This is a genomic window from Duganella violaceipulchra, from assembly GCF_019166075.1.
Classification (GTDB): domain Bacteria; phylum Pseudomonadota; class Gammaproteobacteria; order Burkholderiales; family Burkholderiaceae_D; genus Rugamonas; species Rugamonas violaceipulchra.
This window is the reverse complement of record NZ_JAHTGR010000019.1, coordinates 17,898-31,303: the sequence shown is the minus strand read 5'-3', so window position 1 is coordinate 31,303 and position 13,406 is coordinate 17,898. Positions and strand designations below refer to the sequence as shown.

The 13,406-nt window shown below is 65.9% G+C and carries 8 protein-coding genes; 7 read left to right on the top strand and 1 reads right to left on the bottom strand.

What is annotated here, in order from left to right; translation table 11 throughout:
* Positions 1-9: 9 nt before the first annotated feature.
* A complete protein-coding gene (locus tag KVP70_RS27260) occupies positions 10-858 on the bottom strand; it encodes a TauD/TfdA family dioxygenase (protein WP_217945556.1) in 849 nt (282 codons plus the stop codon).
* A gap of 418 nt (positions 859-1,276) precedes the next feature.
* Here KVP70_RS27260 and KVP70_RS34895 point away from each other — a divergent pair, with 418 nt between their 5' ends.
* The 7 genes from KVP70_RS34895 (at position 1,277) to KVP70_RS27225 (ending at position 13,405) form a co-directional block, all read left to right on the top strand.
* Positions 1,277-2,911 (top strand): methyl-accepting chemotaxis protein, encoded by a 1,635-nt coding sequence (locus KVP70_RS34895; protein ID WP_217945555.1) that lies wholly within the window; start codon positions 1,277-1,279, stop codon positions 2,909-2,911.
* 168 nt (positions 2,912-3,079) lie between these two features.
* Positions 3,080-5,758, top strand: a complete 2,679-nt coding sequence (locus KVP70_RS27250; protein ID WP_217945554.1) for a TonB-dependent receptor plug domain-containing protein — start codon at positions 3,080-3,082, stop codon at positions 5,756-5,758.
* Between the two features lie 48 nt (positions 5,759-5,806).
* A complete protein-coding gene (locus KVP70_RS27245) occupies positions 5,807-6,634 on the top strand; it encodes a hypothetical protein (protein ID WP_217945553.1) in 828 nt (275 codons plus the stop codon).
* Between the two features lie 80 nt (positions 6,635-6,714).
* Positions 6,715-8,568 (top strand): protein translocase subunit SecD, encoded by a 1,854-nt coding sequence (secD, locus tag KVP70_RS27240; protein ID WP_217945552.1) that lies wholly within the window; start codon positions 6,715-6,717, stop codon positions 8,566-8,568.
* A gap of 45 nt (positions 8,569-8,613) precedes the next feature.
* Complete coding sequence (locus KVP70_RS27235; protein ID WP_217945551.1) at positions 8,614-9,093, top strand: DUF3465 domain-containing protein; 480 nt, start codon at positions 8,614-8,616, stop codon at positions 9,091-9,093.
* Positions 9,094-9,153: 60 nt separating this feature from the next.
* The gene (locus KVP70_RS27230) at positions 9,154-12,549 is read left to right on the top strand and encodes a DUF748 domain-containing protein (RefSeq protein WP_217945550.1); all 3,396 of its coding nucleotides are present in this window, start codon (positions 9,154-9,156) and stop codon (positions 12,547-12,549) included.
* A 1-nt stretch (position 12,550) separates the two neighbouring features.
* Entirely contained in the window at positions 12,551-13,405 is an 855-nt protein-coding gene (locus KVP70_RS27225) for an EamA family transporter (protein WP_217945549.1), read from the top strand.
* The last annotated feature ends 1 nt before the right edge of the window (position 13,406 follow it).

The following is a 13,406-nucleotide window of genomic DNA, read 5'->3' as shown; positions in this document are numbered from 1 at the left end:
CCAGCGCGCTCAATCGCGCACCACGCCGGACGGGCCGATGCGCTCGGCGTTGGGCACGTCGGACATGCGGATGCGGATCAGGTGGCGGCGCTCGTCCACGTAGGTGGTGCGGCCGTGCAGCATGCGATGGTTGTCGGCCCACAGCAGGGTGTCGGTGGCCAGCTGCTGCTTGAAGCGCGGCGCGCTGTGCTCGGCCACCTCGTTCATCAAGGCCAGCGCCGCCACCAGCGCCGGCGTGCTCAGGTCGGGCCGCACGGCCAGGCCTTTCTGGATGGCGTCGTAGCGCCAGCGCAGCGTGTAGCGGTCGCCGTCGCGGCGCGGCGGCCCGAACACCGGCGCCACATGGTGTTCGATGGCGGTCTCGCCGGCCGCGTACACGGCCGGCACGCGGAACGGCACCGGCGCGCTGCGCAGCAGCTCGTAGGCCGCGCGGCCGGCCGCGCTTTGCTGCAGGGTCTGGTAAATGTCCTCGCCGTCGATCAGCAGCGAATGGCCGCCCTCGCAATTGGCCGCCTGCACCACGTACAGGATGAATTGTTCCTCCGGCATCGGATAGAACGAGGAATCGGTGTGCATGTCGGCGCTGCCGACGCGCTCGGAAAAGGTGGTGAAGCGGGCGTCGCTGTGCTCGGCCGGCCGGGCCTTGACGTCCCAGGCCACGCGGCCGGTGCGCTGGTCGGTGGAGGTGGGGTAGCCCAGCATCAGCGTGATCGCATACAGCGCGGCGTTGCGGCGCTCTTCGCTCAGGCCGTGCAGGCCGAGATTGGTCAGCGCCGCGCCGTTGGTGCCCAGCCCGCGCAGTTGTCGGGTCAGCCGCCGCAGCGCGCCAACCTCGCCCAGCTCGGCGCGCAGGGCCACTTCCTGCGGGTGGGCATAAAATCCGTTTTCATTAAAACCATTAAACCGCGCGCGCAGAATCTCATGGATGGTATTTAAATCACCGCCCCAGGATATATCAGCGGGTGAAATAGTGACATTCTCACTTTTATTGAATGACGTAGACATAATAATTCCTTTTGTTTAAGGCGAGGATGGCGGCGGGGAGTGGGATATTCTAATGCCGGGCGACGGAGCCATCTGTTGTTTTTAATGTGCGTCGGAAACTATAATTTCCGCATTTGTCATTATGAAAATGCTTAGAAAACAAGGTGTTGCGAATCATCAACAATATGGTAAAGCCTGCCGCTGGCTGGGCCGGCAATGCGCTATGATTTGAATCTGACCCACGCTGATTTGCGGAAGTTACTATCAAATTAAACGTTGAAGGACTAGCATAATGAAATGGTTTAATTCGCTACGCCTGGCGCAAAAACTGGGGCTGGCATTCTCCCTGGTATTGGCTTTGACGGTGCTGGTGGGGGTGTTTTCCATCTGGGAGCTATCCCAGGTTAATAATACGTCCAAGCGGTTTTCGGCCCGCTGGATGCCCAGCATCCGGGTGATCGAGGACATCAAGTCGCAGATCGCCCGCATCCGCACCCGTGAGCTGCAATACATCATTTCGACCAGCCCGGCGGACATGGACAAGTACGACCAGGTGATCGCCAAGGACCTGGTCGACCTGAAGAAAATGCAGGACGACTATGTGGTGCTGGCCAGCACCGCTGAGGAACAGGCCATGTACGGCAAGTTCGTCGACATGTGGGCGCGCTACATGCAGGAGGACGCCAAAATCCGCGCCGCCGCCCGCGCCAGGGACGACGACCAGGCCAAGGCGCTGATCCGCGGCGAATCGAACAAGCTGATCGTGGCCCTGCGCGGCCAGGTCGACCAACTGGTCGAGTACTACACCGACGGCGGCAAGCAGGAGGCGGTCGAGGGCGACCGCCGCTACGCCTCGTCGCGGCTGTGGATATTGGCGCTGGTGGCCGGCAGCGTGGTGTTCGGCGCCGCCGGCGCGCTGCTGATCACGCGCTGGCTGACGCGCAGCCTGGGCGGCGAGCCCGATTATGCGACCGACATCGTCCGCCAGATCGCCGCCGGCGACCTGGGCGTGACGGTTGAAACCCGCGCCGGCGACACCACCAGCCTGCTGTTCGGCATGCGCACCATGCGCGACAACCTGGAGCAGATCGTCGGCGAGGTGCGCGGCGCGACCGGCGTCATCGCCAGCGCCTCGGGCCAGATCGCCGCCGGCAACCTGGACCTGTCCTCGCGCACCGAGCAGCAGGCCAGTTCGCTGGAGGAGACCGCCGCCTCGATGGAGGAGCTGACCTCGACCGTGCGCCACAACGCCGACAACTCGGCCCAGGCCAACCAACTGGCCACCGTGGCCGCCAGCGTGGCGCAGAAGGGCAGCGCGGTGGTGGCGCAGGTGGTCGATACGATGGGCGCGATCAACACCTCGTCGCGCAAGATCGCCGACATCATCGCCGTCATCGACGGCATCGCCTTCCAGACCAATATCCTGGCCTTGAACGCGGCGGTGGAGGCGGCCCGCGCCGGCGAGCAGGGCCGTGGTTTCGCGGTGGTGGCGACCGAGGTGCGCAACCTGGCCCAGCGCTCGGCGGCGTCGGCCAAGGAAATCAAGGACTTGATCGGCGAATCGGTCGGCCAGGTGGACATCGGCAGCAAGCTGGTGGCCCAGGCCGGCGCGACGATGACCGAGGTGCTGGAAAGCGTGCAGAGCATGGCCGGCGTGATGGCGGAAATCACCCATGCCAGCCGCGAGCAGAGCGCCGGCATCGAGCAGGTGAACCAGGCCATCTCGCAGATGGACACGGTGACCCAGCAGAACGCCGAACTGGTGCAGCAGGCGGCGTCGGCCTCGCAGGGCTTGCAGGACCAGGCCGCCACGCTGTCGCAGCTGGTGAGCGTGTTCCGGCTCAAGGACGGGGCGCGCGGCGGCCCGCCGGCGGCGCGCTCGCCGCGCGCGGCCAAGTGGCCGGCGTTGAGCGGCGCTGCGCCTTAGCGACCCCGGCGCTGGCGTGGTCAGCGCCCCACAGTTTGCACTGCGGCATGGGAATGCGAGCAGGAAAGTACTAAAACAGCAGTCCTGTCCGTGACCTGAGCGCGGCGACCAAAGACACTCCGTGACAGTTGCAGTATTTCATCAAACTGTCAGACCACGGAGTGTCACATGTCGCCTATTCGCCCTATCGTTCGTGCCGTCGCGCTGTTGTGCGCCGGCGCGGTTCCCCTGACCGCCGCCGCCCAGGCCAGCGCCGAAGCCGGCACCGCCGCGCCGCCGCGCGTGGAAATCACCGGTTCGCGCATCAAGCGTGTCGACGCCGAAACCGCGTCCGCCGTGCAGGTTATCACGGCCGAGCAAATCGCCCGCTCGGGCGCCGCCACCATCACCGACGTGCTGCGCGATCTGCCGGCCGGCAATACCGGCGGCTACACGGCCGAGGGCACGCCGGGCCAGGCCTTCGGCTCGGCCGGCATCTCGCTGCGCGGCCTGGGCGCGGGCGCCACGCTGACCCTGATCAACGGCCGCCGCGTGGCGCCGTTCGGCTTCGGCTCGGCCTCGTTCGTCGACACCAACGCGATCCCGGTCGACGCCGTCGAGCGCATCGAGGTGCTGCTGGACGGCGCCTCGGCGATCTACGGCGCCGACGCCATCGGCGGCGTCATCAACATCATCCTGCGCAAGAACTACGAGGGCCTGGCGCTCAAGGTGTCCGGCGGCACCTCGGCCTACCACGACGGCAACACCGGCGACATCGGCCTGACCTACGGCAAGGGCACGCTGGCGCAGGACGGCTACAACTGGCTGCTCAGCCTGTCCCATCGCGACACCAGCCCGGTGCTGGTCAACGCCCGCCCACGCACCAAGGACGCCGACTTCCGCCGCTTCGGCCTGGCCGACCGCCGCTCCTCGTTCTCCAGCAACGTCTACACCGCCTCCGGCACCACCGGCGGCACTTTCCTCGGCATCCTGGGCGACTGCCCGGCGCTGGTGGACGCCGGCTCGCCGCTCAACGGCCGCTGCATCAACGACAACACCAGCGCCGTCACGCTGCAATCGAAGAGCCAGCGCGACAACGTCTACAGCGCGCTGACCTACGACCTGGGACAGGGCTGGGAAATGTTCGGCGACGCCGCGCTCAGCCGCAGCCGCCAGGCTTCCAGCATGTACAGCTACGCCACCAATTCCTACGGCGCCTACACCAACGACCTGCTCGACAAGCACGGCCTGTACGGCAACGCGCCGGGCACCACCATCAGCTACCTGCTGCTGCCGGCCGGCCATCCGCAGAACAAGTGGGGCCAGACGGTGGGCGTGCGCTACGTCTTCAACGACGTGCCGACCACCATCGGCAGCGAGAGCCGCAATATGCGCGCCACCCTGGGCGCGCGCGGCACGCTGGGGCGTTGGGACCTGGAGGCGGCGGCGATGTTCTCGCGCTCGCTGACCGACACCCGCTACCACGGCTACATCCAGGACAAGGTGCTGATCAACGAGGTGCTCGACGCGGACGGCCTGGTGCGTAACGGCTTCCAGCTGCGCAACCCGGGCGGCAACGATCCGGCGCTGATGGCGCGCCTGTATCCGCTGCTCGACAACCACGCCGACACCAGCACCAGCAGCGTCGACGTGCACGGCAACCGCGAGCTGTTCGCGCTGCCGGGCGGCCAGCTGGCGATCGCCGTCGGCGCCGAGTACCGCCGCGAGAAATTCGACGCCGCGCCGGCCCCGCTGTTCACCGACGGTTCGATCCAGCTGATCGGCATGACCGGCGCCAGCGGTTCGCGCAGCGTGGCCGCCGCGTATGGCGAGCTGTCGGCGCCGGTGCTCAAGACGGTGGAGCTGAGCCTGGCCGCGCGCTCGGACCGCTACAGCGATTTCGGCTCGGCCTTCACGCCCAAGGCCGGCGTCAAATGGAGCGCGCTGCCGCAGCTGGCTTTCCGCTCCACCTACGCCGAAGGCTTCCGCGCGCCGTCGCTGCCGGAGCTGCACGCGGGGAACACCAACGGCTACACCAAGGTGCTCGATCCCAAGCGCTGCCCGGTGTTCAGCACCACCAACGATGACTGCGAACGCTATGTGGCCTTCACCACCGGCGCCAATCCCGACATCCAGGCGGAAAAATCCAAGAGCGTGACGATAGGCTTCGTGGCCGAGCCAGTGCCGGGCTGGTCCTTGTCGGTGGATGCGTACCACATCAAGCGGCGCGACGAGCTGTCCACCATCAGCTCCACCTACCTGCTGGAGCATGAGGCGCAGTTTGCCGACCGCATCGTGCGCAACGCGGTCAGCGGCAAGCTCGATCACCTGAGCCTGATCACGGCCAACCTGTCGTCGACGCAGACGCGCGGCGTCGACGTCGATGCGCGCGGCAGCTTCAGCGTGGGCAGCTACGGCCGCGTCTCGTTGAGCGCCAGCTACAACCGCATGAACAGCTACATGAGCACCGACGTGCCGGGCAACGATCCGGTCGACTACGTCGGCTACTACGGACTGCCGAAGAACCGCGGCCGCGCCGGCGTGGCCTGGGACCGCGGTCCATGGGACGCCAGCATCAACTGGAGCTATGTGGGCGGCTATATGCTGAAGAGCTCGCCGGATACGGTGTGTTCGTTTGAGGCGGCCACGCCGCAGTTGTGCAACGTCCACTCGTGGCTGACGGCCAGCGCCTATGTCAGCTACAAGGGTTTCCGCAACCTGGAGCTGTCGATGTCGGTGCAGAACCTGGCCAACAAGGAAGCGCCGATGGACGCCAGCCAGATCGCCTACCTGCAAGGCTACAGCCCGTCGTACCACAGCCAGCTGGGCCGTTTCGTACAGCTGACCGCCAGCTACAAGTTCAAGTAATCAACCCAGGCGCCGGCCTTGTGCCGGCGCCGTTTCAAGAGTCTCCCCATGTCCTGTCACCGAATTCTCTTTGCGCTGAGCGCGCTGCTGCTGTCCGCCTGCAGCACCCTCGCGCCTATCGATCACAACAACGATGCGCTGCGCATCGAATGCCACTGGGACCTGCAATACCCGAGCGTGGCGCCGGCCGACGCCAGCTTGGCGCAGCTGCGCGAGACGGCCACGCGCCGCCTGGCCGCGCTGAACCTGAACGCCCAGTGGGAGTTGAACAGCGAAGGCGCCAGCGCCGAAGCCTACACCGACAGCGAGCCGGACCGCCAGCGCCTGCATCGCCTGCTGAGCGTGGTGCTGCCGGGGATGGAACGTTATCCGGCCCCGTTCTTCGCCAATGTCCGCCTGCACAACATCGTGCTGGTCAAGGAGCTGGCGGTGGGCGGCCAGCGCCGGCTGGCGATGCCGATGGCCGAGGTCGACAGCGTGGCCTACGCCGACAACAGCGCCAAGCTGTGCCCGGCCGGCATGGAGATGCGCGTGCATCACGAGTTCTACCACTTCATCGACTACCGCGAACACAACGACTACTACCACGCCGATCCCGCGTGGCTGGCGCTGAACCCGGCCGGACTCGCCTACGGCAAGGGCGGCGCCAGCTTCTACGGCAAGAACCTGCAGGACGTCGGCCACGCCAAGCCGGGCGTGGTCAGCCTGTATTCCAGCTACGGCCAGGAAGAAGACAAGGCCGAAACCTTCGGCTGGATGATGACGCCCGACTACGCCGCGCGGCTGGACCTGTACGTGATGCAGGACGCCAACCTGGCGGCCAAGCTGCGCCACATGCGCGAGCAGTTCCGCAAATACAGCCAGCCTGGGACATGAGAAATAATTAATTGTTGGGCTTGCAATAGACGCAGGCAGCCGCAGCTTAGGTCGGTCCATTCTTAAAAAGAGATTAAGAGATGAATCGATACCCGTTGTGGAAGTACATCGTGATTGTGATCACGGTGTTGTTGGGCGCGTTGTACACCGCGCCCAATTATTTTGGCCAGTCGCCGGCGCTGCATATCAGCAGCGGCAAGACCAGCGTGCGCGTGGGCGCCGAGCTGGTGGGCAAGGTCGAGGGCGCGCTCAAGCAAGCGCAGGTGCCGAGCACCGGCGTCGCCTACGACAGCGCGCACGCAGCGGTGCGCGCGCGCTTCGCCGATCCCGACACCCAGTTCCGCGCCAAGTCGGTGCTGGAGAAAAGCCTGAACGCCGACACCGCCGATCCGCAATATCTGGTTGCGCTGAATCTGATGGCCGATACGCCGCACTGGCTGCAAAGCCTGCACGCGTTGCCGATGTACCTGGGCCTGGACCTGCGCGGCGGCGTCCACTTCCTGATGCAGGTCGACACCAAGGCCGTGTTGGACAAGAAGCTGCAAGGCGTGCAGGCGTCGGTGCGCAGCGTGTTGCGCGACAAGGCCGTGTTCCATGGCGGGATTACACGCGTCGGCAACACCCTGGAGATCAGCTTCCGCGATGAAGCCACGCGGCAGAAGGCGAAGGACCTGATCGCCGGCCAGGGTCCCGAGCTGCTGCTGGCCGAAGCGAGCGACGGTGCGCAGCTGAAGCTGGTCGCCACGCTCAAGCCGGACGCGTTGAAGCAGACCATCAATGACGGCGTGACGCAGAACATCGCCACCTTGTCCAAGCGCGTGAACGAGCTGGGCGTGGCCGAGCCCATCATCCAGCAGCAGGGAGCGGACCGCATCGTGGTGCAGCTGCCCGGCGAGCAGGACGTGGCGAGGGCGCGCGCCGTCATCGGCCGCACGGCCACGCTGGAAGTGCGCATGGTCGACGAGAGCATCACGCGCGGCACCGAACTGGGCGCGGCGATACCGTTGAACTCGCAGCTGTACACGGTGGGGCGGGGCGCGCCTACCGTGCTGTACAAGGACGTGGTGCTGACCGGCGACTACATCACCAGCGCCACCGCCGGCCTGGACGAGAACCAGCAGCCGGCCGTGTTCATCGACCTTAACACGGCGGGCGGGCGCAAGATGTTGGCCGCCACCAGTGACCGCGTTGGCAAGCACATGGCCATCGTGCTGATCGAAAAGACCGGCAAGCCGGAAGTGATCTCGGTGGCCATGCTGACCAGCGAGCTGAGCGCGCACTTCCGCACCACCGGCGTCGGCACCGCGCAGGACGCGGCCGACCTGGCGCTGATGCTGCGCTCGGGCGCGCTGTCGGCGCCGATGGAGATCGTCGAAGAGCGCACCATCGGCCCGCAGCTGGGCGCGGAGAATATCGCCAAGGGTCTGCATTCGACCATGTACGGCTTTGCCGCGATTTCCGTGTTCATGATGGTCTACTACATGCTGTTCGGCTTCTTCAGCGTGCTGGCGCTGGCCTGCAATCTGCTGTTGCTGCTGGCCCTGCTGTCGCTGATGCAGGCGACCCTGACCTTGCCCGGCATCGCCGCGATCGCGCTGGCGCTGGGCATGGCGATCGATGCCAACGTGCTGATCAACGAGCGCATCCGTGAGGAGCTGCGCGGCGGCGCCACGCCGCAGCAGGCCATCGCCACCGGCTTCGACCGCGCCTGGGCCACCATCCTCGATTCCAACGTCACCACCCTGATCGTCGGCGTGGCGCTGTGGGTGTTCGGCTCCGGGGCGATACGCGGCTTCGCGGTGGTGCACTGCCTGGGCATCTTGACGTCGATGTTTTCGGCGATGTTCGTGTCGCGCGGGGTGGTCAACCTGTGGTACGGGCGGCGCAAGAAGTTGTCGTCGCTGGCGATCGGCACCGTCTGGCGCGGCAAGTAGATTGTGGTGGATAATGGCCGCACCAAAACGACCGAGGGAGCTCGCATGAAAAAACTATTGCTAGGCTGCGCATTGCTGGCGGCGTTTTCTGCCTACGCGGATGAAGCCGCCACATGCTCGGCGTCCGCCGGCAGTTACCGCAGCGGCGTCGTCGTGAAGGGGCCGAAGTTTTCGCACGGCCAGTTCCGCAAGGGCGTGGAGCTGTCGCACACCCACCTGAAGATGAAGTCCGACCAGGACGGCAAGGTCTACGACGTCGCTATCGACAATGTGTTCGCCAGCGGCTTCGAGCCGAACCAGAAGACCGTGCCGGCTTCGCTGAGCGGCATCCGCGTCAACGACCGGGTGGAAGCCTGCGGCCAGTTGTACACCGACGGCGGCGTCGGCATCCACTGGGTGCACACCAACTGCGGCAAGAAGCCGACGTCGGCCAAGCCGGACGGTTGGCTGAAGGTGATCGCGGCCGACGGCCAGCCGGGCCAGAACATTGAAAGCAATACCCAGTACTGCTCAGTGTTCAAGTAAGCCCGGTATTGCCATGCTTGCTATACTGTTGCCTGTGAGAGAAATTTTCAGGGGAATAGTTTGCAGGCATTGAACCAACGATGGAAGCGATGGGGCGTGGGCGTGGCTGGCGCGGTGGGTGTGTATGCGTTGGCGGGCGGCTGGCTGTTGCCGCAAGTGATCAAGAGCCAGCTTCCAAAGTTTGTCGAGACCGAGCTGGAACGCAAGGCTAGCATTGGCGAAGTCAGCTTCAACCCCTTCACGCTGCGGCTGACGGTGCGGCAATTCCAGCTGACCGAGGCCAGCGGCGCGCCCTTGTTCGGCGTCGGCGGGCTGGAGGTGGAGATGCAGTGGCGCTCGCTGCTGCGCCGCGCCTGGAGTTTCGCCGAGATCCGCATCGTGGCGCCGACGGTGCAGCTGGCCATCGCGCCGGACGGCAAGTTCAACATCGCCGAGTTCATGGCGACGCTCAACAAACGCAAGCACGATGACAGCGACAGCGGCATGCCGCGCCTGGTCGTCGAGCATTTCGCGCTGGAGCAGGGCAAGGTCGATATGCATGACCGTCACGCCGGCTACAACGATACCTATGCGCCGATCGCCTTCACGCTCAACAACCTCAGCACGCTGCCGGACGAGAACGGCGATTACGCGCTCAGCGCGGATGCCGGCCTGGGCGGCAAGCTGCGCTGGAAGGGCACGAACGCGCTCAATCCTATCGGCGGCAGCGGCGCGCTGACGCTGGAGAATGTGGCCTTGCCGGGTGTGTCGACGTATCTGAAGTCGTTCGCGCGGGTGGCGGTGGTGGACGGGCGCTTGTCGGCCAAGCTGCCATACAAATTCGCTTACAAGGATGGGCAGTTGGATGCCAATGTGGCCGGCGCCGGTCTGGCCTTGAACGACCTGGTGGTCAAGCGCGATGGCGCGGCCGAGGCCTTCGTCAAGTTGAAGCTGTTCGATGTCAGCGATGTCGGCGTGGATCTGCTCAAGCGCACCGTGACGGTGGGCGGCTTGCATGTCAACGGCGGCGCGCTGGCGGTGCGGCGCGATGCCAAGGGCGAGCTGGATGTGGCGAGCTTGATGGTGCCCGCTGCGCCCGCGAAGGCGTCAGCGCCTGTCGCGGCGGCCAAGCCTGCGCCGGCGGGCAACTGGAAAATCCAGCTCAAGCAGCTCGCATTCGACGATATCGCCATGGCGGTGGTGGATGAAACCGTCAGCCCCGCGCTGAAGTTCAACGCGGACAAACTCAAGCTGCGCCTGCAACTGCAAGCCGAACCCGCCGCCGACGGCCTCAAGCTGAACATCGCCGATGCCGCCTTCTCGGTGGACAATCTGGTGCTGAACAGCGGCGCGATGACGCCGCTCAAGCTGGCGCAACTGGGCTTCGACGGCGGCGAGATCGACCTGGCCGCGCACCGCGCCAGCCTGGGCCGCCTGCACTTCGACGGCGGCCAGCTGGACCTGTCGCGCGACGGCAAGGGCAAGTTCCTGTTCCTGAATGCCTTCCCCAAATCGGGCGGGGGTGCGCAGCCACCGGCCAAGGATGGCCCGGCCTCGGCGCCATGGGCGGCCAGTATCAAGACCGTCGAGTTCAATAAATTCGGCGCCCGCTACGACGATGCGAGCAGCGGCATCAAAGCCAATCTGCAAGACTTCAACCTCAAGCTGACCGACGCCAGCACCGACCTGAAGAAGCCGCTGGCCTTTGACGGCGCGGTCGGCCTGCGCGAAGGCGGCCTGCTGACCGCCAAGGGCAAGGTCGTGCCGTCCACCGGCGCGGTCGACACCGATCTCAAGCTGACCAAGCTGGCGATCGCGCCGGTGCAGCCTTTGCTGTCCAAGTACGTCAAGCTGAAGATTGCGGCCGGCAGCATCTCCGGCCAGGGACGCTTGCACACCGGCGCCGGCGGCAAGGCCGATCCCGGCCTGCGCTACGACGGCTCGCTGGAAGTGGCCGAACTCGCGCTCGACGAGGAAGACAATGACCGCTTCGCTCATTGGAAATCGGTACGCGCCGACAAGCTGGCCTTCGGCCTGTCGCCGGATCTGCTGGATATCGCCGAGCTGCGCGTCATCGAACCGGACGCCACGCTCATCATCGAAAACGACCGCAGCTTCAACGCCCAGCGCCTGCTGGTGACGCCGCCTGCCGCTGACGCCGCCGCCAAGCCGGCGACTGCCGCCGAACCGTTCCCGGTCAAGGTGCGCCGCGTGCGCTTCGAGAACGCCAAGCTGGCCTTCACCGACCTGAGTTTGCGGCCGCAATTCGGCGCCAGGATTTATGAGCTGGGCGGCGTGATCACCGGCCTGTCGTCCAAGCGCGACGCCAGCAGCCAGATCGAACTGGATGGCCGCGTCGACGACTACGGCCTGGCGCGCATCCGCGGCAAGCTCAATCCCTTCGTCCCGGCCGACAACACCGACATCAACGTGGTGTTCAAGAACGTCGACATGGTGTCGGCCTCGCCATACAGCATGAAGTTCGCCGGCTACAAGATCGCCCAAGGCAAGATCTCGCTGGACCTGGAATACAAGGTCGCCAAGGGCCAGTTGGAAGGCAATAACCACATCGTGCTCGACAACCTGACGCTGGGCGAGCGCATCGACAGTCCGGACGCGCTCAAGCTGCCGCTGGAACTGGCGCTGGCCATCCTGAAGGACAGCGACGGCCGCATCGACCTCGGCGTGCCGGTCTCCGGCAACATGAACGATCCGCAGTTCAGCTACGGTTCGGTGGTGTGGAAGGCGATCGGCAACATCATGACCAAGATCGTGACCTCGCCGTTCCGCGCGCTGGGCAATCTGTTCGGCGTCAGCGGCGACAAGCTGGAGTCCATCGACTTTGATGCCGGCAGCGACACGGTGCTGCCGCCGGAGCGCGAGAAGCTGAAGCAGGTGGCGCAGATCCTGGCCAAGAAGACGCAGCTGAAACTGTCCGTGCCGGGCCAGTACAACGAGCCGGTGGACGGCGCGGCCCTGCGCGCGCAAGCCTTGCGCCGCGTGGTGCTGGCGCGCGCCGACATCAAGCTGGCGGCCGGCGAACAGCCGGGCCCGCTCGACATGGGCCAGCGCAAAGTGCGCGGCGCCATGCGCGACCTGTATGCCGAGCGTTTCGGCGCGGCCGAGCTGGACAAGCAGAAGAAGGCCGCCGAGGCCGGCGCCGGCCCTGTCGCCGCCGACGATCCGGCGCAAAAGAAACTGCCGATGCTGCAGCGCCTGGGCAAGCTGGTGCAGGGCGAGCCGCAAGTGGCGGACGCCACGGCCTTCTACGCCAAGCTGCAGGAGCGCCTGGAGCAGAAGCAGCCGTTGCCGGCGGACGCCTTGCCGCAGCTGGGCGCCAAGCGTTCCGCCGCGATCCTGGCCGCCTTGAAAGGCGAGGGCGTCGACGCCGCGACCGCGCACACCACCGCGCCGGAGCCGGTGGAAGCCAGCGCCGGCAAGCCGATCGCCTTGAAACTCGGACTGTCGGCCAAATAAGATGAGCGACGATAAACAACACGCTGGCGGCAGCGCGCTGCTGGCCGGGTTTGCACTGCTGGCCAGCCAGCTGTCGCTCAATTTCGGCGCGGCGATCGCCAAGCATCTGTTCCCGCTGGTGGGCGTCGAAGTCGTGACGGCTTACCGCGTCGGCCTCGCTGCGGTGCTGATGCTGGCGATCTTCCGTCCGTGGCGCACGCCGCTGACGTGGGCGCAGGGCGTCAACGTGGCGATCTACGGCAGCGTGATCGGCCTGATGAATTTGCTGATCTACCGCTCCTTCGACCGCATCCCGCTGGGCATCGCGGTGGCGATCGAAGTGGCCGGGCCGTTGACGGTGGCGGTGCTGTCGTCGCGCCGGCCGCGCGATTTCGCCGCGGTCTGCCTGGCGGTGCTGGGTTTGTATTTCCTGCTGCCCATCCACGGCAAGGTCGACCAGCTCGATCCGGTCGGCGTGATGTACGCGGCCGGCGCGGCGGTGTGCTGGGCCTTGTACATCGTGTACGGCAAGCGGGTGTCGGTGATGCATGGTGGGCAGTCGGTGGCGTGGGCCATGTTGGCGGCGTCGCTGTTCATCGTGCCGATCGGCGGGTGGTATGGTGGCGCGGCGCTGCTGACGCCCAGCTATCTGCTGATCGGCCTGGCGATCGCGGTGATGTCGAGCGCCTTGCCGTACACGCTGGAGATGCTGTCGATGCGCACCTTGTCGTCGCGCACCTTCAGCATGTTCAGCAGCGGCGCGCCGGCGCTCAGCGCGCTGGCCGGCATGGTGGTGCTGGGCGAGAACCTGACGCTGGTGCAATGGCTGGCCATCGCCAGCATCGTGCTGGCGTCGGCGCTGACATCATTGCGCTGAA

Coding starts and splice junctions, on each gene's coding strand:
- KVP70_RS27235 (WP_217945551.1), top strand. CDS start 8,614: ATGAAAAAACTATTGCTAGGCTGCGCATTGCTGGCGGCGTTTTCTGCC.
- KVP70_RS27245 (WP_217945553.1), top strand. CDS start 5,807: ATGTCCTGTCACCGAATTCTCTTTGCGCTGAGCGCGCTGCTGCTGTCC.
- KVP70_RS34895 (WP_217945555.1), top strand. CDS start 1,277: ATGAAATGGTTTAATTCGCTACGCCTGGCGCAAAAACTGGGGCTGGCA.
- KVP70_RS27250 (WP_217945554.1), top strand. CDS start 3,080: ATGTCGCCTATTCGCCCTATCGTTCGTGCCGTCGCGCTGTTGTGCGCC.
- KVP70_RS27225 (WP_217945549.1), top strand. CDS start 12,551: ATGAGCGACGATAAACAACACGCTGGCGGCAGCGCGCTGCTGGCCGGG.
- secD (WP_217945552.1), top strand. CDS start 6,715: ATGAATCGATACCCGTTGTGGAAGTACATCGTGATTGTGATCACGGTG.